Consider the following 22,186-nt stretch of genomic DNA (forward strand, 5'->3'; position numbering starts at 1 on the left):
GACTTACTTCGGTTTCATCAACGATTTTCCATTCATGCAATTGACGTATATAGAGTTAGAATATCAGCAATCCCCTTGCGTTGTCAAATCGTCTTTCGCCTAACATAATAAGCAAAGATATGCTGAAAAATAACCTTTAATGCCGCAAAGATCGGCACGGCCAAAATCATGCCTACAATGCCTGCTAACTCGCCTCCGACCAGCAGCGCGAAAATTATCGACAGCGGATGCATGTGCAGCGTCCGTCCGACCACCTGAGGGGAAACGACGTTGCCCTCAAGAATCTGGCAAACGGTGTTGACGATGACGACAAGCAGCATCATTTTGAGCGAAACGGTCGATGCCATGAGAAGCGCTGGGGCGGCGCCGAAGAACGGTCCCAGGTAAGGGATGATGTTGGTCACGGCAACGACGCTCGCAAGGAGCAGCGGGTAAGGCATGCCGATAATCAGATAGCCGATGTAAGCAAGCGTGCCGACGATAACGCACACGAGAAATTGGCCGCGGATGTAACTGCCAAGCGCGTTATCGATATCCTTCAGCAGTCTAACTGCGTGCTTGCGATGCGGCTTCGGCACATAGGTCAGAAGCGTGCGTTCGAACACGTCGAAATCCTTCAAAATATAAAACGCCAAGAACGGAATAATGAATGCGATAAATACTACATTGATCATCGCACCGATATTGTTGATAAATCCAAAGATCGCGTCAGAACCCTGCTTTTCCAGCTTAAGCAGTGATTTATCGATGCCATTCCGGATACTCTCAGGCAGGAATGACGTATTGTTCAAGTCATTTACGATGCTTTGCGCCCTCATCGTAAAGTCCGGCATATGTCTGTTAAGCTCCTGCAGCTGCTCGAGAAACATGGGAATCGCATTCATCAGCACGACGGTCAGCGCCGCGATAAATACCGCATAAATAAGCAGCACCGCCATCGTCCTCGGCACTTTGCGTTCGTTAAGCAGACTGACAATCGGATTCAGCACGTACGAAATGATCATGGCGATGAAGAACGGAGCAAGTACGGCGCGCAGGAACACATAAATATGGATCATAATCGGCTTGAGCAGCAGGAGCAGGTACAGCGCCAGCAGTCCCAATATGAGATAGACAAGCCATGTAAACACACGGTTGTTCGTAAACCGTTCCACGGCTTCACCCCCCTTGTTTTACGACGTATCAGCCCTTCAATATCCGAAGGCCGCATCCGATATAGCTAGTATTACAGTATATGTACAAGTACTCGGAATCATCCCGTAAACGCAAAAAAGACGGCCCAGTAAGGCCGTCCTTTCAACGCTTTTAGTTGGCGTGCACTTGCGGCATTTCATCTTCAAAGAACAAATCGTCAAGCGAGCTCAGCGTACCGTCTTCTTCCACTTGGTAGACCGACATCTTCTCGCCGTTGACTGTCAATTCGATGAAACAGCCCCAACAGTAGTATTGGTGTGAACCGATTTTTCCGATATCCTTTGAACTGCAGTTTGGGCATTTCATAGCTCATTTCTCCCTATATCCGTCTCAGAAACAACGACCGGTGAGAGTGTATCCTCACTGCCGGCCGGTACTATTATGACATCTTTTCCGAGCATGACTTCGTCAGCCTGCAGCGGAGCAGGAAGCCACTTGCGGCCTTCCATGATATCCGCTATGAAACCATCCGTCAGCTCATAGCCTACTATTTGTGTACCCTGTATTTCATCAAAATAAACATCCGATACGCGTCCAAGCTGCTCACCATCTGCAGTGACGACTGGCAAATCCTTTAAACGAATCAATCCGGTATGAAAAGACCGCTGAATTTCGGCTTGCTTCGACCGCTTCACTGACGCTTCATTCATAATAATGACAGCATCTTCTCCGCAAACAAGAACATCGCTCCACAACACTGACTTCATCGAGGTCAAGAACCGTCTGCCGGCATCCAATATGATGCCGCCGAGCTGCCAGTGTTCGTCAAACCAGGCATCCTTCACATGACCGACATGCTTGCCGGCGTTCATCTCAATAACAGGCAATCCAATCACATGCTGTAGTCTCAACACAGTCTGGCGGAGCCTCCTAGGCATTAGTACGAACGCGGCTCATAAAGGTTTCAACTTTTTTTGCAGCCGATTCGAGTTCCTCCATAGTATTCCCCAAACCGAAGCTAAACCGAACCGATGATGCTAACCGCTCTTGCGGCAGCCCCATTGCCTGCAGGACATGAGAAGGCTCCAGCGCCCCAGCCGTGCATGCGGACCCGCTTGAAGCGGCGATGCCCGCCAAATCCAAATTCATAAGCATTGTTTCGGAACTGATTCCGAGAAAGCTGAGATTTACGATGTGCGGCACGCATTGCTCCGCATGGCTGTTCAGCAGTACACGATCCTCTCCGAAAATGCTTTTCATCCGTTCTATCCATGTATAACGAAGCTTGTCCAAAGAAAGTTTCCGAATTACCATTGAATTCACAGAAAGTTCAAACGATTTCGCAAATCCAACAATGCCGGCGACATTTTCCGTCCCTGGACGCCTCTTACGTTCTTGCAAACCGCCATGAAGCAGTGTAGTTATGGAAATCCCTTTGCGCACAAACAGCGCTCCGACCCCTTGGGGTCCGTTGATTTTATGCGCGGAGAAGCTCATTAGGTCAACTGGCAATTGTCTCAAATCAATAGGCAGTGAACCAAGAGCCTGAACAGCATCCACATGGAATAAAATACCTTTAGACCGGGCAATCTCGCCAATTTCCGCAACTGGCTGGATCGTACCGGTCTCGTTGTTAACGTACATGACGCTGATGAGCGCCGTATCATCCTTTATCGCGTTCTCGATATCCGCAGCCGACACGACACCCTGCTCATTTACCGGAAGGAAAGTAACTTGAAATCCTTCAAGCTCCAGTGCTTCACAGGTATGAAGTACCGCGTGATGCTCGATAGCCGTCGTTATAATATGAGATTTGCCGCGCTTGCGGGCAGCTCTCGCCGCGCCGAACAAGGCTGCGTTATCGCTCTCCGTGCCTCCGCTCGTAAAAACAAGCTCACTCGCCGTACATCCGATGCCCTCGGCAATCCGATCCCTCGATTGATTGAGCAGTTGACGCGCGCTCCGACCGTAACCGTGAACGCTGGATGCATTGCCTACGATGCCTGTCATCACTTCCAGCATCGCTGCTGCGACATCGGGATGCATAGGCGAAGAAGCCGCGTGATCATAATAAATTCGTTCCATTGACATTCATCCTTATATATAAAACATGTAAGAGTCTTGTTGACTCTCTTCCTTGTACGATACCAGATCCGCAAGTGTCGTTGAATCCAGTACATCCGCAATGCTGTCGCGGATTCTGAGCCACAGATTTCTCTTGGCAGGATCATCTTCCTCCGTAAAATCAACCGGCGAGATCGGGCCTTCCAAAATGCGAATAACATCGCCCGACGTTATTTCCTGTGGATCCTTCGAAAGAATGTACCCGCCGTAAGCGCCGCGAATACTCTTCACAAGTCCTGCATTCCGAAGCGGCGCGATGAGCTGCTCCAAATAATGCTCCGATAATTGATTGCGCTCCGCAATACTTTTCAGCGATGTTGGTCCTTCGCCGAATTTGGAAGACAATTCCATCATAATGGTCAGGCCGTAACGGCCTTTCGTTGATATTTTCAGCTCAAACACCTCTTCTCCGACGAAACGATATCATATATAATGATCGCTGACTTGTAAAGATACAATTCATGGTATTCCCATTTCACATCTATGTTAACATACCCGCGCATCGAATTGTTGAAGAAAGCATGAAAGTTTCATGAAAATGATGAATGAACTCCAGTACATAAGTGTGATACAATATAATCTTAAGTGCTCTCCTGCCCTATCGGTAACAGGACGAGCCTGATCTACAAGGTGGTGGACAATAAGATGAGCAATTCCAATATACGAGTCGTCGTCGGCATGTCCGGCGGCGTCGATTCATCGGTAACAGCTCTGCTCCTGAAACAGCAAGGCTACGATGTAATCGGCATTTTCATGAAAAATTGGGACGATACCGACGAGTTCGGACATTGCACAGCGGAAGAAGACGCGGAAGATGTAAGGCGCGTGTGCGATCAGATCGGCATCCCTTATTATACGGTCAACTTCGAGAAAGCGTATTTCGACAAAGTATTCGCTTATTTTCTTGATGAATACCGGAATGGCCGGACGCCGAATCCCGATGTCATGTGCAACCGCGAAATCAAATTTGGTGAGTTTCTGCAGAAAGCGTTGGAGCTTGGCGCGGATTATTTGGCAACTGGTCATTATGCCCGCCTGGAGCGCAGTGCAGATGGCGAATCCAAGCTGCTTCGCGGTGTCGATTCCGGCAAGGATCAAACCTATTTTCTTCATGCCTTGAGTCAAGAACAGCTGGCGAAGGCAATGTTCCCGATCGGGCATCTGCCCAAACCGGAGGTAAGGCGCATAGCCGAAGAGTTCGGCCTTGCGACGGCGAAGAAGAAGGACAGCACTGGCGTCTGCTTCATCGGCGAGCGCAACTTCAAAGAGTTTCTAAGCGGGTATCTTCCTGCACAGCCCGGACCCATGGTCGATATTGCCTCGGGAGAAACCAAGGGCCGGCATGACGGTCTTATGTATTACACGCTCGGTCAGCGGCAAGGACTTGGCATCGGCGGCTCCGGCAACGGCGAGCCTTGGTTTGTAGCCGACAAGAACTTAGAGGATAATATCCTTTACGTCGTCCAAGGCGATGCACACGAGAGCTTGTATTCCGAAGGTTTAACGGCGTCTGGCATTAACTGGATCTCGCCCGTCAAACCGGAGGGCGAATTCACGTGTATGGCGAAATTCCGCTACCGTCAAGCCGATCAGCAAGTGAAAGTAACCTTTAGGGCGGACGGAACGACAGCAGATGTCGTGTTCCTTCAGAAGCAGAAAGCCATTACGCCGGGTCAAGCCGTTGTTTTCTATGACGGAGAGATTTGCTTAGGCGGAGGTACAATTGACGTTGTGAAGAAGTGACAGATCCATGCAAGATTTCAACAAAACAAGCATGCCTGATTCCGTTTGGAGTCCGGCATGCTTGTTTTGTTATAGCAAGAGAAGCACCCGATCAGGGATCGAGTGCTTCTGGGATGCGAAGCGCCAACGGCCGTCAGCCCGTTTCCGCTTGGATTACTTCCTCTAGCAGTTCTTCTTCGTGTACACTGCGTTTGCGAATCTGAATCCTCGAGATTCGCAAGTGGTCCGTTTCTTCAATGATGAACTCAAAGCCGATCGGATGCACGATTCGCTGTCCTCGGGTAGGCGGATTCTCAATCTGCGCATACATCCAGCCGCCGATCGTGTCATAGTCGTCGCTGCCGATATCGGTTCCGAAATAGCTGTTAACCTCTTGGATCAGCATCATGCCGTTTAAGGAATGTGTGCCGTCTTCCTTCACTTCAATATCCGCGCGTTCTTCGTCGAACTCATCCTGAATTTCCCCGACAATTTCTTCCATAATATCTTCCAATGTGACAAGACCGGACGTACCGCCGTATTCATCGATCAGAATGGCAATCTGCGTCTTCTTCTTCTGCATAAGCTTCAGCAGCGTGCTGATATGCATGGAATCGGGCACCGTTGTCATGGGACGCATAATCTGTCTCAAATCATGCAGACCCTGCTGCGTAACTTTGAGGAGATCCTTGATATGAATGAATCCTATAATGTTATCCTTGTCATTATCGCAGACCGGATAACGCGTATGCATTTCTTTGAGGGCAATCGCCTGATTCTCCTCAAAGGACAGATTCGAATATAAGCAGGTCATCTCGGTACGCGGAATCATAATTTCTCTGGCATGAGTTTCAGCAAAATCAAATATATTATCGACCAATGTAAGTTCGGTATTATCAATAAGTCCGGACTTGTGGCTTTCTTTCATCAGAATTCGGATTTCTTCTTCGGTATGCGCCGATTCATGCTCCGCAGCCGGTTCGATTCCGACGCTCTTAAGCATTAAATTTGCTGTTCCGTTCAGCAGGAAAATAAACGGATACATCAATTTGTGAAACCCGATCAGCGGTATGGCCGTCCATAACGTTACTGCCTCCGCCTTGCGAATTGCATAGGTCTTAGGGGCAAGCTCGCCGAGTACAATATGCAAAATCGTGATAAATGAAAACGCAATGATAAAGGCAATCGTAGAAATCGCCATCGGCCCGAAATGCATCTTCTCCAGCACCGGTTCAATGACATGTGCGACCGTCGGCTCACCTACCCAGCCTAGACCGAGCGAAGCCAGTGTAATTCCAAGTTGACAAGCTGACAAATAGGCATCCAAATTCGTGGTCAGCTTGGAAGCAAAGCGGGCCCGGCGATTGCCGTCTTGAACAAGAGTATCGATCCGGCTGCTTCTTACTTTCACCATCGCGAATTCAGCAGCAACGAAAAAGCCGTTCAAAAAGACGAGCACCAGTATTAAAACCAAGCTTAAAGATATGGGTAACGGGTCACTATTCAACGATTCCCTGTTTGCCGTTCGCGCCTAATGCCGCATTGACGACCAACAGGTGCACCTCCTTCAGGGAATGAAAATAATAAACTTCTCTTATAATACATTAGACGAAGACATCTCTTTCCGTCAAATGCCGTCCTCCCACCCTCTGGCCCGTATTCCGGTTTTACTCATGTTTATTCCAAGAAGGTCGGCCTTTATGCGCTATTTCCTAGCTCAAGCTACGGTTTTTGGGGAACGAGGCCGAAAAACGGTTATTTTCGGCGTTCTTGGTTCTGACGTATCTTGTCCTCCATGCCCTGCTCCGTTGCCTTATAAAACTTCTTGGACGCGATTCGCTCAGGCAGATACGCCTGCTTCACATAATGTCCAGGGAAGTCATGGGGATATTGGTAACCGACATGGCCCAGCCTCTCAGCCCCGCTGTAATGCGTATCCCTAAGATGAAGCGGCACCTCGGCGGAGCCAATGCCCTCGATGGTCTGCATAACGCTCCCGATCGCCAGAGCCGCCGCATTGGATTTGGGACTCTCGACGGCAAACAGAATCGCCTGCGCGATATTATACTTAGCCTCCGGCCAGCCGATCTTATGATAAGCGTCCATGGCCGTCACGGCCTGAACCATCGCCTGCGGGTTGGCAAGCCCAATATCTTCGCTGCAAGCTACGATCAGACGCCGCAAAAACGTCATCGGATCCATTCCAAGCTTCTCTACAGCGTACAAAAACCAGAACAATGCTGCGTCACTTGAACCTCTTACGCTCTTGTGAAATGCGGAGAGCACATCGTACTGCGTCGACTCATCTGCCCTGATCGTCGGTTTGCGAATCGATTCCTCCGCGACCGCAAGCGTAATGGCTACGGATCCATCTGGCTCGGAGGGTGTCGTTACGGCGGCTAGTTCGAGTGCATTAAGGGCGCGCCGAATATCGCCCCCCGCCATATTCGCGATGTGCTGCAGCGCTTCTTCCTCGACCCGGAGCCTCATAAACCCGAGACCTCGCGTTTGATCAGAGACCGCGCGCTGCATCGCCTCAAGTGCATCGTCACGCGTCAGCGCTTCCAATTGAAATAACGTTGACCTCGAGAGCAGCGCCCCGTTCACATAATGAAATGGATTCTCCGTTGTTGCCCCGATAAACACAATAATGCCCTGTTCGACCGCTGGCAGCAGTGCGTCCTGACGGGAGGCGTTGAATCGATGTACCTCGTCAAGGAACAGAATCGTTTTGCGGCCGTACATCGATTTGGTCATGCGCGCCTGATCGATTACGGCCCGCACGTCCTTCACAGACGCATCGACTGCATTTAATTTCACAAAATCCCCCTGCGTACGCTTAGAAATAATGTGTGCGAGCGTCGTTTTGCCGCAGCCTGGAGGACCGTATAGCAAAATAGAGGATACTTGATCCCCTTCGATCGCCCTGCGCAGCAGCTTGCCTGGTCCGACAATGTCGCGCTGGCCAATATACTCATCTATTGTTTGAGGCCGCATCCGATCCGCAAGCAGCTTCGCCCGCGGCGCTTCTTCCTCTTGGCTGTATGTAAACAAATCCATCCTGAACACGTTCCTTTCTCTCCTATCATATCATACAAGCACACACGTTCGCTATTCGTTCGTCGATTAACGCAGCAAAGGCCCTCTCCTGTCGGAGAAGACCTTTGACTGTCCTGTTATATACCTGTGAACGTTTGATACAACAGGTAAATATTTAAGCCGGCAATGACGACCGCAACCGTCCAAGCCAATACTTTAAGCCACAGCGGGTTCGCGAAAGCACCCATTTTCTTCTTGTCGCTCGTGAATTTCACCAGCGGGACGACCGCGAATGAAAGCTGCAGCGACAGGATAACCTGACTGAGAATGAGCAGCTGAGTCGTTCCGTTCGCACCGTAAAGCCAGGTGACGATAACCGCAGGCACAACAGCGATTAATCTTGTAATTAACCGTCTCAGCCATGGCGCCAGACGGATGTTCAAGAAGCCTTCCATGACGATTTGTCCTGCCAGTGTTCCGGTCAAGGTGGAGTTCTGCCCCGATGCCAGCAGCGCGACGCCGAACAAAATACTTGCCGCAGTCGTACCGAGCGCAGGCGCGAGCAAATGATAGGCTTCTCCGATTTCGGCAACATTCGTATGCCCCGAAGTATGGAACGTCGCGGCCGCGATAATCAAAATCGCCGCGTTTATAAATAGAGCAAAGAACAGCGCAATCGTTGAATCCCATGTCGCGTATTTAATCGCTTGGCGCTTGCCGAGCTCCGTCTGTTCGAACTGCCGCGTTTGCACGATCGAGGAGTGCAGATACAGATTATGCGGCATAACCGTTGCGCCTAGAATGCCGATTGCAATATAAAGCATTGTTGGGTTTGTAACAATTTCCCCGCTTGGAATGAAGCCTTTCATTACCGCGCTCACCTGCGGCTGCGACCAGAAAATTTCGATCAGTAAACAGCCTCCGATGGTGACAATCAGCACAATAACAAGCGATTCTATAAAACGAAAGCCTTTATTTTGAAGCAGCAGCACGAGGAGTACGTCCAATGTTGTTAATATGACCCCGGCTAACAGCGGTATGCCGAACAATAAATTAAGCGCAATGGCAGACCCGATGACTTCAGCCAGATCGCATGCGGCGATTGCGAGCTCGCAGAGTACCCATAATCCCATCGCGACAGGCTTGCTGAAGTGATCCCTGCAGGCTTGCGCGAGATCGCGTCCCGTCACTATGCCGAGCTTGCCGGCTAATGCTTGAAGCAATATAGCCATCAGATTCGATAATAAAATAACGGATAAGAGCGTGTAGCCAAACTGGGAGCCGCCCGCCAGATCGGTTGCCCAGTTACCTGGGTCCATATAGCCTACAGCGACCAGATAGCCTGGCCCTGCAAATGCAAGAAACTTGCGAAACCACGATCCGCCCTTCGGTATTTTCATGGAACGATATACTTCAGGCAGCGAGTTCTGGTTCCTTGGATGGCGCCAGCCGCTTTCCTTTACCAGCGGTGCTGATTGATTACTCATAGCCGTTCACCTCTTCGTTGATGTCGTAACGTTCTGATCTGTCGTATTAATCTACTTCCTACATGTATGCAGGGCTACATCTATTGTTGCCTGTTTTCATTGTACACCACCAAAAAAGTTTGTCAAAGGCAACTTTTGTTGATTGGGACAAAATTCGTTGCTTTCCGCACAAAAAAATCCGCCAAACGGCTGCAGTTCCCTGCATACCTTTTGGCGGATTCTTTCAATAACGCTTCTATATCGATTAGGCTTGCGGCTTATCCGACGGACGCTTTAAGTGCTGCTGCAGCTTCGTCGTCATCTCACCGATCCGTTTGGCGCGCGTGACTTCCTGCTTGGCTTCGTTGATCCAGCGGATGTACTCCTTACGGTGCGATGGCGCAAGCGCTTCGAAGAATGCCTCCGCTTCAGGCTTCTTGCCGAGCGCAGCCTTCACGTCGTCCGGAATGACAAGCTCCTTCACCGACGATGTCCCTACGGTGCGGCTTACGTCCGCTGCGCGGCTCGCCCTAGCGCCTGCCTGCACCATGCCGACAGGACGGAAACGCATAGCCGACCAAGTATCGTCGACGGATACGAGCGAAACGCCTTCCCAGCCTTCTTCCTTCACGACTTTCCAGCCGCGGTCGCGGTTCAGGTCCGTTCTGATCTTGGCTGTGCCCTTCGGATAGCAAATCCAGAGCAGACCGTCCTTCTTAACGGCCTTCAGCGCTTTAGGCGCGTGCTCGGTCAAGCTGGCGATGTCCTTCGCGAACAGCATGACAAAATCATACGTGCCCGCGTCCATTTCACTGAATGGCTCGCCGCCTTCTACACCCAGCTGTTCTTTATACGTATCGTCCGGTGATTCGAGTACTGCGATCCGCATATCCAGCGAGAGTCTGAGCTTGTTTACGAGTTCTGCGTTCATATCGGTTGACCTCCTGAATCAAGTAAATCTTTAACGACCACGCTCACCATGATTAATCCTGCCACCGGCGGAACATAGGCATTGCTTGCAGGCGGCTGCTTGGCCTTACGGATTTCGGGCGCATTCTCCGGCACGATGCGCTGCGTTACATCTTCACGCGGCTTCATCGGTTCTTCCGTGGAGAATACAACCTTCACGCCCCGCTTAATGCCATCTTTGCGAAGCTTCTGGCGAACGACCCGCGCAACGGGATCCATGGACGTCTTGGAAATGTCAGCGACCTGGAATCTGGAAGGGTCCATCTTGTTAGCCGCGCCCATGCTCGAGATGATCGGAATTTTGCGGTCTAAGCATTGCTTGATGAGGTGCACCTTGTAAATAATTGTATCTGACGCATCCACCACATAATCAAGCTCGTATTCGAACAACTTCTCATACGTCTCTTCCGTATAGAACATCCGCAGCGAAATGACGTCGCAATCCGGATTGATCAGCTTGATCCGGTCCCGCATCAGGTCTGCCTTCGGCTGGCCGACCGTCGTCGTGAGCGCATGCACCTGACGGTTAATATTGGTGATGTCAACGACGTCCTTATCGATCAAAATAAGCCGTCCCACGCCTGTACGTGCAAGCGCCTCGGCCGCTATGGCGCCGACGCCTCCGATGCCCAGCACCGCTACGGTGCTTTTCTTCATAAGCTCGAGTCCTTCCGGGCCGATCGCAAGCTCCGTGCGGGAAAATTGATGCAGCATCTATTCGTGCCTCCTAAAGGTAATGGATAATGAATCCGGCTTCCGCCCGCTTGCTGTAAGCGAACGAAAGCCGGGTGAAGGTTTAGTTTTGCTGTGTCGGTGCTCCGCCTGCCGCCGCCGCTTCAGGCTGCTTCGCAGCTTTCTGAATCGTACGGATATGCAGTTGCTGGAGCTGCGAAATATCCACTTCGGATGGAGCATCGCTCAGCAAATCCGTAGCGCTCGCCGTTTTCGGGAACGCGATCGTCTCGCGAAGGTTCGTACGGCCCGCAAGGAGCATAATCAGGCGGTCAAATCCGAAGGCGAAGCCGCCGTGCGGAGGCGTGCCGTAATCGAACGCGTCCAGCAGGAAGCCGAACTTCTCATGCGCTTCTTCCAATGAGAAGCCAAGCGCCTTGAACATTTTCTCCTGCACGTCACGTCTGTAAATCCGCATGGAGCCGCCGCCTACTTCGTAGCCGTTCAAGACAAGGTCGTACGCTTGCGCGCGAATCTCGCCTGGGTTCGTATCGAACAGCTCAACGTCATCATCGTTTGGACGCGTGAACGGATGATGTTCCGCCACATAACGCTTCGCTTCCTCGTCGTAGCCAAGCAGCGGGAAGTCAACGACCCATTCCAGCTTGAACTTGGATTCGTCGATCAAGCCGAGCTGCTTGCCGATCTTCAGACGAAGGTTGCCGAGAACATCCGCAACGACTTTCTTCTTGTCGGCGGAGAACAGCAGCAAGTCGCCTTCTTCCACGCCCAGACGCTCGGTCATCGCCGCGATTTCTTCCGGCTTAAAGAACTTCACGATCGGGCCGCGCCATTCGCCTTCTTTCACAGTTACCCATGCAAGGCCTTTGCCGCCGTAGCGCGCCGCGAACGGCTGCAGATCGTCAAGCTCCTTGCGGCTCCAGCTCGCGCAGCCTTTCGCGTTCAGCGCTTTAACGACGCCGCCGCTGGCAGATACGGAAGCGAATACTTTCACGTCGCTCGTCGATACGATGTCCGTGATGTCTTCCATTTCCATGCCGAAACGAAGATCAGGTTTATCGGAGCCGTATTTGTTCATGGCATCCGCATGCGTGATGCGTTGGAACGGTCTTGGAATTTCAATGCCGACCGTTTCCTGGAACAGCTTCACGACGAGCTCTTCCAAGATATCCAGCAGCTGGTCCTGTGACAAGAAAGAGGTCTCGATGTCCACTTGCGTAAACTCAGGCTGGCGGTCTGCGCGAAGATCCTCGTCGCGGAAGCAGCGCGCGATTTGGTAGTAACGCTCAATGCCGCTGACCATCAGCAGCTGCTTGAAAATTTGCGGCGATTGCGGCAGCGCGAAAAATTCGCCCGGGTGAACGCGGCTAGGCACGAGATAGTCGCGTGCGCCTTCCGGCGTGCTCTTCGTCAGGATCGGCGTTTCCACATCGATGAAGCCTTGGCCGTCGAGGTAGTCGCGGAATACTTTTGCCGCTTTCGAACGAAGAAGAAGCGTCTTCTGCATCTCTGGACGACGCAGATCCAAATAGCGGTATTTCAGGCGAAGCGACTCATCGACTTCTACGCCGTCTTCGATCGGGAACGGAGGTGTTTTGGCCGCGTTCAGAATTTCGATTTCGGTTACGCGGATTTCGATTTGTCCTGTAGCTATGTTGTTGTTGACCGTTTCTTGATCGCGTTCAACGACTTGACCGCGGACGGCAAGCACGTATTCGTTGCGGGCACGGTCTGCAATCGACAGCGCATCGCCGGAGAAATCCGGGTTAAACACGATTTGTACAATACCTGTACGGTCGCGCAGGTCGATAAACAGAACCCCGCCAAGGTCGCGGCGGCGCTGTACCCAGCCGTTCAACGTAACCGTTTGTCCTACTTCCGCTTTCGTCAGTGTTCCGCAAGCATGCGTTTTGAGCATCGTCATAATGAATGTTCGACTCCTTATATTTAGGTAATAAACGAGAAAACTTAGTTATTCAAAATCGCGTCTGCCAAACCGTCCAGCGCCACAAAACGCTGTTCGCCCGTCGCCATGTTTTTCAAGGCGATTTCACCGCGCAGCAGCTCGTCGTCACCTAGAATTGCGGTGAATTTAACCTGCAAGCGGTCGGCTGATTTCATTTGCGCTTTCATCTTGCGGCCCTGGTAATCACGCTCCGCTGCGATGCCGCGCAGGCGCAGACCATGGAGAAGGCGCGTGACTTCACGGTCAGCCGCTTCGCCCAAGCCTACCATGTACACATCGACTTGATGCAGATTATCCAGCTGTACGCCTTGGCTTTCCAGCAGCATGACGGTACGCTCAAGGCCTAGACCGAGACCTACCCCCGGCTGATCCGGACCGCCGATGTCAGCAACCAAGCCGTTGTAACGGCCGCCGCCGCCGATCGTGTCAATCGCACCAATGCCCTCGGCTTTGTACTCGAACGCCGTGTGCGTGTAATAGTCCAAACCGCGCACAAGTCGCGGGTTGATCGTGTACGGAATATTCATCCCCGTGAGGTGCGCCTGCAGCGCTTCAAAATGCGTCCGGCACTCTTCGTCAAGACTTTCCAAAATTGAAGGCGCGTCTTCAAAGTGGTGCTGATCCACTTTACAGTCCAGCACACGAAGCGGATTTCGCGTCATTCGCGATTGGCAGTCCTTGCACAGAAGTTCCCGCTTCGGCTCCAAGAATCCCAGCAGGCGGTCCCGGAACAGGGCACGTACCGCCGGCGTACCGACAGAATTGATCTCGACGCGCACGTTGGTCAGGCCAACTTCCGAATAAAAGGTGTAGCCAAGCGCGATAACTTCGGCATCCAGCGCCGGATCAACCGCGCCCAGCGCCTCGATGCCAAACTGATGGAATTGCCGATACCGGCCGGCCTGCTGGCGCTCGTAGCGGAACATCGGTCCGATGTAATACAGCTTCGTGAGATCCGGCTCGCCATAAAGCTTGTTCTCGACATAAGCGCGGACAGCCCCCGCGGTGCCTTCCGGACGGAGCGTCAAGCTGCGGTCGCCGCGATCCGTGAACGTATACATCTCTTTCTCGACGATATCCGTCGTCTCGCCGACGCCCCGTTTGTACAGCTCCGTCATTTCAAAGATCGGCGTGCGAATCTCGCGAAAATTAAACCGCCGGCAAATCTCGCGCGCAACCCGCTCAACATACTGCCATTTCTCCACGGCGCCAGGCAAAAAATCCTGCGTGCCCGGAGGCTTTTGAAAAGCCATGATGATTCCTCCTAAAAGTTTTTTGCGATAGCTTCTTGAGACGCTTCTTCGGGAGCAAAAAACTCGCTTCGAAAGCATCAGCTTAAGTTTTTTGCGATAGCTTCTTGAGACGCTTCTTCGGGAGCAAAAACTCACTTCGGAAGCATCATCCAAGTTTTTTGCAATTCTCCTTCGCCCCTGCTTCGCGGAGAATAAAAAAGCTCTCGCCCTCTGCCTCCAACAAGGCAAAAGGGACGAGAGCTTGTAAGTTACAAGTCAATCGTGGTACCACCCACATTCCGAAGCAACGGCTGTCAGCCGTTATTTCGCTTTAACCGGTTAACGCCCGGGCTACGCAATACAGCTAGTGAGCAAGAACTTCTCTCGCTAAAAGAGAATGCTTGCAGGTTCACTGCATGTCCTCCAGGAAGTCTGTTCGTTCAAGCACGCCAAGGATTCTTGCAGCCGAGGAATCCATCTCTGAATCGGTGCGAATAGAACGAATCGGTCCCTTCAACGGATCGACACATTATCACATATAATACCATTCTCATTTCATTCTGTCAATATACGTGCTCATCACTCGAATGCCGCATAACAAATTTACCAAAAGGAGAAAATACAAGGAAATCTCTCAAGACTGGAGTGGACGCTTCTATGTATGCACCGCCGATCATCGGATTCAACGGAGGCCCGAATTCGAATTCGAATTCGAATGAAAACGCCAAATCAAGCTCCAGTTCATCCAGTTCTGGGGAGCAGCAAGAAATGCTGTTTTCCGTTGTTTCCGACAATGTAACCGGAATTTTGAACGAATTAGGTTCCAGTCCGGATATTATCGTTCGCAACTTTATTTATGCCTGCCCTAACCCAGTCAACGCTTCGTTGATCTTTTTAGAAGGCATCAGCGATATACAATCCGTATCCGAAAATGTGTTGTGGACGCTTCTGGGCGAGACTCGGAATAACGGTCAAAAAGCAGCCAGCCAATCTGAGAACGGACAAGCCCCGCATCAATCGGAGCCGCAGCCCGGTGACTCGCCATCTAACGGCACGATACCAGTGTCTTCGCAGATGTTGCAAGCCTGGTCGGAGATGAAGAACAAGCTGACGCTTGGTTCGATTTTCGAATTGAAACAATTCGATGAAGTCATTGCCTCCCTGCTCGCCGGCAATTCCATTCTCCTGCTGGACGGCGTGCCGCTCGCATTGAGCTGCTGTACGAAAGGCGGCCAAATGCGTGATATCCAGGAAGCGAGCACGCAGGTCGTCATCCGGGGACCGAAAGACAGCTTCACGGAATCGCTGTGTACCAATATCGCGCTCGTCCGTCGCCGAATTCGCAACAAACAACTGTGGCTGGAAGAAATTTCGATGGGAAGCGTCACGAATACGTCCGTTATTCTCATGTACATGAAAGACGTTGCGAAGGAAGAGGTCGTCGCCGAGGTCAAGCGCCGCCTGGCAGAGAACACGCTCGAGTCCGTCTTGGAATCCGGCTACATCGAGGAAGTATTGGAGGATCCCTCCTATTCACCTTTCCCTACCGTTTACAATACGGAACGACCTGACGTCGTAGCTGGAAATCTTCTGGAAGGCCGCATTGCGCTTCTGATTGACGGTACTCCCTTCGCCCTGATTGTCCCGACCGTGCTTGCCCAATTCTTCACGTCTGCCGAGGATTACTACCAACGGTATGATATCGGAATTTTTCTGCGCCTGCTTCGATATACGTCGTTCGTCATTGCCCTGCTAGGTCCTTCCTTCTACGTGGGGCTCATTACCTTCCATCAGGAGATGATTCCGACATCGCTGCTGATCAGCTTGGCGGGCAGCCGCGAGAGCGTCCCTTTTCCTGCGCTCGTGGAAGCGCTCGTCATGGAGATCTGCTTTGAGATCCTGCGGGAAGCCGGAATCCGTCTTCCACGGACCGTTGGTCAGGCTGTATCAATCGTCGGCGCTCTCGTGCTGGGCGAGGCTGCGGTTCAAGCGGGCATCGTCTCTCATTTCATGGTCATCGTGGTTGCAGTAACAGGGATCGCCAGCTTCTCGACACCCTCTTATAGTCTTGCGATTTCTGCGCGGCTGCTGCGATTCTCGTTCGTGCTGCTTGCTGGATTTCTCGGCTTTTACGGCATTTCGCTCGGTATCATCGTTCTTGTCATCCATTTGAACAGCCTCCGTTCGATCGGAGAGCACTTTCTCGCGCCGTTTACGCCGTTTAAGCTGAAGCAGCACAAGGATATCCTGGTTCGACTCCCCTTCAACAAGCGCAAGCACCTGAAAGGTGAGTCCTCCTTCGCAGGATTCAATCAGCCGAAACAGCGAGGGAAGCTGTCATGAGGCTGATCCGGCTGCTTATCGTTTCGTTATCGGCGGTTATTCTGCTGACGGGCTGCTGGAACAACCGAGAAATTACGGAGCTTGCGATCATTACCGCAATCGGCATCGACCGTGCAGACGACCCGTCGCAATATGTGCTGTCCTTCCAGGTCGTGAATCCAACGGAAATCTCAAGCGTCAGCGGCGGTCCAGCAGGGCTTGAAACGACGACGACGGTCTATACGTCGAAGGGCTCCTCGATCTTCGAAGCGATCCGCAGCGCATCGAAGAAAGTTCCGCGGCAGCTGTTCTTCTCGCATGTCCGCTTGGTTGTGCTAGGCGAAGAAGTCGCACGGGAAGGGATTAACGAGGTTTTTGATTTCTTTGAGCGGTCGCATGAGACGAGAATGACGGCTAACATGCTTATCGCCCGAAACGGAAAAGCACAGGATATTATTTCGGCGGTCGTGCCGCTCGAGCCTATTCAAGCCAATGCCGCAATCGGCGAAATGAAGAGAACGACGAAGGTTTGGTCTCATAATTTGGATTGGCAAATCGACGACATCATTCGGGATTTGATCAGCCCGGGCAAAAATCCAACGTTGAACGGAATCCGGATTCAAGGCGATCAGTCGATGGAAACGAAGAAATCCAATCTGGAGACGACGCGTCCGGCGGCAACAATGGAAATCAGCGGCATCGGCCTCTTTAAGAACGAGAAACTCGTACGCTGGATCGACGGTAACAAAGCACGCGGTCTGGTTCGGTTAAACAACCAAATGAACAGTACGATCACGATGCTTGACTGTGAGGAGCGAAAGAACGGCGTCTCCATCGAAACGCTTCGGTCCAAAACGAAAATAACGGTCAAGCTCGTAAGCGGCAAGCCGCATTTTCGCGTTCATGTCGTGGAAGAAGGGGTGATCAGCGAAATGACCTGCAAGCTGCCCATCGACAGGCCGGACACGATCGGCATGCTGCAGGCAAAATGGAATCAGTCGATCAAGGACGAGATGAGGGCCATTGTGGAGGAAACACAGAAGAGGCAAATGGATTCCATCGGCTTTGGCCTCGTGCTTTCCAGGAAATATCCAAAAGCCTGGAACACCTTGAAGGTTGATTGGGACCGTAAATACGCTAGCGCCGTTGTAGACTATTCGGTGGATTCGGCCATTCTTCGGACAGGCATGCGTTCCACGACATTTCTGAAAATCGAGAATAAATGAATCTAAGGAGGGCTGAACGTATGCAAAAAAACACAATCAGCTTAAGCGAACTGTTCACTTGGGTGGTCATGTACGAATTTGGAAACGCCCTCGTCATCGCGATCGGCATTAAGGCGGGACAGGATTCGTGGATGGCCATCTTAATGGCGATGCTGCTCGGCATGCTTGTATTCGGACTTGTTTACGGTTCGCTCTACCGCATGTTCCCGACGGTCGTCTATACAAAAATGATGCGCGCTGCGCTTGGCAAATGGGTCGGCTGGCTGCTGGGCTTTGCTTATGTCGTTTATTTTGCCTATATATCGTCCCGTAATCTACGTGATTTCGGCGAGCTGCTGACTTCCGTCGCATACGATCAAACACCACTGCTGCCCATTCAGGCCATGATGATGGTGTGCATTGCCTATGCCGTTTCAAGGGGGATAGAAGTATTTGCGCGCACCGTACAATTCTTCTTCGGCGTCACGATGGTGCTGATCGTGCTTTGCATCATCCTCATCTTCATCTCCGATCTCTTCGACATCAATCAATTACTGCCGTTGCTTGGACGAGGGATTAAGCCGGTCTTGTCCACGGTATTCCCGCTCACATACACGTTTCCGTTCGGCGAAATGATCGCCTTCCTGATGCTGATGCCCTTCGTCGCCAAATCCGGGAAAACGATCCGCACCGGACTCGCCGGCATGCTCATGAGCGGTATTATATTGAGCGTCATGGCCTCTCTGAATATCGGCGTTCTGGGTACGGATATCGTCAGCCGCTCGACGTTTCCGTTATTTACGACGATCAGCAAGATCAACATTGCGGAGTTTTTGCAGCGTCTTGATCTAATTGTGCTTCTAACCATGATCGTAACCTGCTTCTTCAAAATTGGAACGTTTTACTTTGCCGCGGTCATCGCAGCAGCCGATTTATTCAAAGAATCCTATGCCAGGCTCGCTTATGCGATCGGGCTTTGCATCCTGCTCTCGTCCATCATCAATGCGAGCAATATCAGCGAGCATCTGCAGGAAGGCCTAGTCATCATCCCTCCATACTTCCACCTTCCGTTCCAGGCCGGAATTCCGCTGCTCATTCTGCTGATCCTTAAAGTACGCAAGAAAGCTGCGGCCGCGCTTAAAGCAGAGGTTGACGTGACGCCGATGGAAATGATGACAATCCCTCAGGAGGAACAAGATCAGCAGGATCAGGGGAAAACGGCTGGTTCTGTTCAGAAGGCAAATTCAAATTATTCGGCGAACTCAAATTCTGCAGCAACGGGATCTGTGCCGGGCGCGGGATCTGCAGCGAATGCAGCTCCAACAGCGGGGTCGGCGTCTGAAAATGTTGGTTCTCCAATGCAACCGGCTTCGGCATCTGATACCGCGTCGAAGTCGAGCTCGCCTGAACCTCAGCAGGCGAACCTACCGGAGCAGACTCAGAATCAGACGAAAGCTGAACCCCAATCGGGCCAACAGGGCGGGATTCATCAGCCTGTTCAGAAACAGACTGCGTCAACTGACGCGTCTGGGACGATATCTCAAGGGCAGCCGCAGAGCTCTGCGAAGGCGGAACCGGGGAATCAAACGGCAGCGTCAAACGATCAGGAGTCGACTGACCCTCAGGCGGAGCAGAGTCAGCAGGCTCCGATGAGCCAGGAGAGCCCTGCTGCTGCGTCGAACGGTCAGGATTCGACTGACCCTCAGGCGGAGCAGAGTCAGCAGGCTCCGATGAGCCAGGAGAGCCCTGTTGCTGCGTCGAACGGTCAGGATTCGACTGACCCTCAGGCTGAGCAGAACCAGCAGGCTCCGGCGAACCAGGAGAGTTCTGAGGCTGCGTCGAACGGTCAAGATTCGACTGACCCTCAGGCAAAGCAGAACCAGCAGGCTCCGGTGAGCCAGGAGAGTTCTGCGACTGCGTCGAACGGTCAGGATTCGACTGATCCTCAGGCGAAGCAGAACCAGCAGGATCCGGCGAATCAGGAGAGTTCTGCGGCTGCGTCGAACGGTCAGGATTCGACTGACCCTCAGGCGGAGCAGAACCAGCAGGCTCCGGTGAATCAGGAGAGTTCTGAGGCTGTGTCGAACGATCAGGATTCGACTGACCCTCAGGCGGAGAAGAATCAGCAGGCTCCGGTGAGCCAGGAGAGTTCTGCGACTGCGTCGAATGATCAGGATTCGACTGACCCTCAGGCGGAGAAGAATCAGCAGGCTCCGGTGAGCCAGGAGAGTTCTGCGACTGCGTCGAACGATCAGGATTCGACTGACCCTCAGGCGAATCAGAACCAGAAGGCTCCGGTGAGTCAGGAGAGTTCTGCGACTGCGTCGAACGATCAGGATTCGACTGATCCTCAGGCGAAGCAGAACCAGCAGGATCCGGCGAATCAGGAGAGTTCTGCGGCTGCGTCGAATGATCAGGATTCGACTGACTCTCAGGCTGAGCAGAACCAGCAGAATCCGGCGAATCAGGAGAGTTCTGCGGCTGCGTCGAACGGTCAGGATTCGGAGTTTGTTCAGAATCAGTCGAAGAAGAGCGCTGACTCTCAATCGAATTCGAGTCAGTCTGATTCCTCGAATTAGAGTCAAAGGGATTTCGCTGCGCAGAGTTTCCGGAATGTTCATTGCCAGAATGTGTCCCAGCAGCGCTTGCGGCAAGCGAAGGCTGGGCGCCAGGCTGGATCATTCGGTGAATTAGAGGACCAAAGAAGAACGGCACGAGTATGATTACTAAATACAGAACCTCAAGTGTAGACATGGAGCGGAACAGACGCAGCATATGGTGCAAGGAAGTATGCAGTGATTCTCCCAGCCATATGTCCATCCAAATATCAAATAATGTAATCGAAGTGGCCACGACGATAAAAACAACCCATTTGCGCATGCTTCATTCCTCCCGCTCAACCTTAACCGATTTCGATATGGCTATAGTTTGAGCTTAGAGGACAGAAAAAAACCTACAAACAAGTTGTAGGTCCGTCAATAATATATTCAAAAAAGGGGGTCAACTTTTATTATAGGCAGACCATGTTAGAGAATCATTGAAAATAAGTTACAGTTTTATTACAAAAAATAAAGCGATTTCTTGTCGTCCGCTAGCACTTCCCCGCAGGCACATGCGGGCCATACGTGACCGCAACCCGAAGCAGTGCCCGGTCACAACCAAATCCCTCCAACCAACTTCTCCCGCAGGCACACGCGGGCCATACGTGACCGCAACTGCGAAGCAGTGCCTGGTCACGCACTATAATCCCTTGCCCGCAAGCGCACGCGGGCCGTTACGTGACCGCGACTGCGAAGCAGTGCCTGGTCACGAACTATAATCCCTTGCCCGCAAGCGCACGCGGGCCGTTACGTGACCGCGACTGCGAAGCAGTGCCTGGTCACGCACTATAATCCCTTGCCCGCAAGCGCACGCGGGCCGTTACGTGACCGCGACTGCGAAGCAGTGCCTGGTCACGCATCCCAGCTCCAAATGTAAAGTGTGTCCCACAGGGACGAAAACGAGCCGGGCAAGCAGCAGCTCAAACGCACTCTGCCACCCAACTCGTTCTACTGTCCGGGTGTCCAGAGGGCCGGGGCCCTTGGGGTCCCCCTTCTAGGGGGATTTAGGGGGTCGTCCCCCCCCTCATCCAAAGCAAATAATAAAGCCTCCTGCCGTTCGGCGTGCAGCAAACGATGGGACGTACGGATAACGCCTTGCTCTTTGCGAGACTGGTGCATTCGGGTAATCGACCTCCACGATGTCAGACGCAGACGGGCTGCGCGGGTTAGATATGTCTAGTGTTGCCCGCTTCTCGCCGTTCTAACACAAAAAAGACAGCATCAAAGATGCCGTCCTTCGTTACGACTGACTTTCGATAATAAGCGTCACAGGTCCCCAATTGATGAGCGATACGTCCATCATGGCGCCGAATTTGCCTGTCTCTACATGCAAGCCGTTGGCCCGCAGCGCTGCATTGAAAGCATCATACAGCCCTTCGGCCTGCTCGGGCCTTGCTGCCGCCACAAAGTTCGGGCGCCGGCCTTTTCGGCAGTCACCGTAGAGCGTAAACTGCGAGACCGAAAGGATGGAACCGCCGATATCCTGAACGGAGAGATTCATTTTCCCGCCGTCATCTTCGAAAATTCGCAATCCCGCGATTTTTTCCGCCATCCACCGAATATCCGATTCCGTATCCGTATGGGTGATGCCGACCAGCAGCACGAGTCCCTTCTCAATTGCACCGACTGCAGCATCGTCTATCACTACAGATGCTCGCTTACTGCGTTGAACGACGACCTTCATTTGCCCTAAAGACTCCTTACCCGAAGAAAG

General features: G+C 52.2%; 17 protein-coding genes. 4 read left to right on the forward strand and 13 right to left on the reverse strand.

The features are described from left to right. Positions 1-83: 83 nt before the first annotated feature. The 5 genes from KXU80_RS09375 to cymR all read right to left on the reverse strand — a co-directional run bounded on the left by KXU80_RS09375 (position 84) and on the right by cymR (position 3,651). Entirely contained in the window at positions 84-1,154 is a 1,071-nt protein-coding gene (locus KXU80_RS09375; protein WP_219837921.1) for an AI-2E family transporter, read from the reverse strand. Positions 1,155-1,305: 151 nt separating this feature from the next. Beyond that, a complete protein-coding gene (locus KXU80_RS09380) occupies positions 1,306-1,500 on the reverse strand; it encodes a hypothetical protein (protein WP_090641631.1) in 195 nt (64 codons plus the stop codon). Continuing rightward, positions 1,497-2,048 carry a PRC-barrel domain-containing protein gene (locus tag KXU80_RS09385; protein ID WP_219837922.1) on the reverse strand — a complete coding sequence of 184 codons (552 nt, stop codon included), beginning with the start codon at positions 2,046-2,048 and terminating at the stop codon, positions 1,497-1,499. The genes KXU80_RS09380 and KXU80_RS09385 overlap by 4 nt, the downstream gene beginning before the upstream one ends. Before the next feature lie 16 nt (positions 2,049-2,064). Next, positions 2,065-3,219 carry a cysteine desulfurase family protein gene (locus KXU80_RS09390; RefSeq protein WP_219837923.1) on the reverse strand — a complete coding sequence of 385 codons (1,155 nt, stop codon included), beginning with the start codon at positions 3,217-3,219 and terminating at the stop codon, positions 2,065-2,067. 12 nt (positions 3,220-3,231) lie between these two features. Beyond that, on the reverse strand, positions 3,232-3,651 hold the full coding sequence (gene cymR, locus KXU80_RS09395; RefSeq protein ID WP_219838960.1) for a cysteine metabolism transcriptional regulator CymR: 420 nt from the start codon (positions 3,649-3,651) through the stop codon (positions 3,232-3,234). A 252-nt stretch (positions 3,652-3,903) separates the two neighbouring features. Between cymR and mnmA the strand changes: the two genes are divergently transcribed. Beyond that, a complete protein-coding gene (mnmA, locus tag KXU80_RS09400) occupies positions 3,904-5,001 on the forward strand; it encodes a tRNA 2-thiouridine(34) synthase MnmA (protein WP_219837924.1) in 1,098 nt (365 codons plus the stop codon). A gap of 133 nt (positions 5,002-5,134) precedes the next feature. On the opposite strand, the gene KXU80_RS09405 is transcribed toward mnmA, so the two are convergent. The 7 genes from KXU80_RS09405 to hisS all read right to left on the reverse strand — a co-directional run bounded on the left by KXU80_RS09405 (position 5,135) and on the right by hisS (position 14,366). Beyond that, on the reverse strand, positions 5,135-6,487 hold the full coding sequence (locus tag KXU80_RS09405; protein WP_219837925.1) for a hemolysin family protein: 1,353 nt from the start codon (positions 6,485-6,487) through the stop codon (positions 5,135-5,137). A 248-nt stretch (positions 6,488-6,735) separates the two neighbouring features. Continuing rightward, positions 6,736-8,040 carry a replication-associated recombination protein A gene (locus tag KXU80_RS09410; RefSeq protein WP_219838961.1) on the reverse strand — a complete coding sequence of 435 codons (1,305 nt, stop codon included), beginning with the start codon at positions 8,038-8,040 and terminating at the stop codon, positions 6,736-6,738. 116 nt (positions 8,041-8,156) lie between these two features. Beyond that, the gene (locus KXU80_RS09415) at positions 8,157-9,506 is read right to left on the reverse strand and encodes an Nramp family divalent metal transporter (RefSeq protein WP_219837926.1); all 1,350 of its coding nucleotides are present in this window, start codon (positions 9,504-9,506) and stop codon (positions 8,157-8,159) included. Positions 9,507-9,750: 244 nt separating this feature from the next. After that, entirely contained in the window at positions 9,751-10,416 is a 666-nt protein-coding gene (locus tag KXU80_RS09420) for a YdeI/OmpD-associated family protein (protein ID WP_219837927.1), read from the reverse strand. After that, on the reverse strand, positions 10,413-11,168 hold the full coding sequence (locus KXU80_RS09425; protein WP_219837928.1) for a tRNA threonylcarbamoyladenosine dehydratase: 756 nt from the start codon (positions 11,166-11,168) through the stop codon (positions 10,413-10,415). The genes KXU80_RS09420 and KXU80_RS09425 overlap by 4 nt, the downstream gene beginning before the upstream one ends. Before the next feature lie 82 nt (positions 11,169-11,250). Then, the gene (gene aspS, locus KXU80_RS09430; RefSeq protein WP_219838962.1) at positions 11,251-13,065 is read right to left on the reverse strand and encodes an aspartate--tRNA ligase; all 1,815 of its coding nucleotides are present in this window, start codon (positions 13,063-13,065) and stop codon (positions 11,251-11,253) included. 50 nt (positions 13,066-13,115) lie between these two features. Continuing rightward, complete coding sequence (gene hisS / locus KXU80_RS09435; RefSeq protein WP_219837929.1) at positions 13,116-14,366, reverse strand: histidine--tRNA ligase; 1,251 nt, start codon at positions 14,364-14,366, stop codon at positions 13,116-13,118. Between the two features lie 747 nt (positions 14,367-15,113). Here hisS and KXU80_RS09440 point away from each other — a divergent pair. Genes KXU80_RS09440 through KXU80_RS09450 form a run of 3 tightly spaced genes read left to right on the forward strand, consistent with a single transcriptional unit; the run spans position 15,114 to position 20,451 of the window. Continuing rightward, positions 15,114-16,688: a spore germination protein gene (locus KXU80_RS09440; protein ID WP_219837930.1), complete on the forward strand. Its 1,575-nt coding sequence runs from the start codon at positions 15,114-15,116 to the stop codon at positions 16,686-16,688. Then, on the forward strand, positions 16,685-17,893 hold the full coding sequence (locus tag KXU80_RS09445; protein ID WP_219837931.1) for a Ger(x)C family spore germination protein: 1,209 nt from the start codon (positions 16,685-16,687) through the stop codon (positions 17,891-17,893). The genes KXU80_RS09440 and KXU80_RS09445 overlap by 4 nt, the downstream gene beginning before the upstream one ends. 20 nt (positions 17,894-17,913) lie before the next feature. Further along, positions 17,914-20,451 (forward strand): GerAB/ArcD/ProY family transporter, encoded by a 2,538-nt coding sequence (locus tag KXU80_RS09450; RefSeq protein WP_219837932.1) that lies wholly within the window; start codon positions 17,914-17,916, stop codon positions 20,449-20,451. 1,261 nt (positions 20,452-21,712) lie between these two features. Here the strand turns inward: KXU80_RS09450 and dtd are convergent. Further along, on the reverse strand, positions 21,713-22,156 hold the full coding sequence (gene dtd, locus KXU80_RS09455) for a D-aminoacyl-tRNA deacylase (RefSeq protein ID WP_219837933.1): 444 nt from the start codon (positions 22,154-22,156) through the stop codon (positions 21,713-21,715). Positions 22,157-22,186: the final 30 nt, after the last annotated feature.

The organism is Paenibacillus sp. R14(2021) (assembly GCF_019431355.1).
GTDB lineage: Bacteria > Bacillota > Bacilli > Paenibacillales > Paenibacillaceae > Paenibacillus_Z.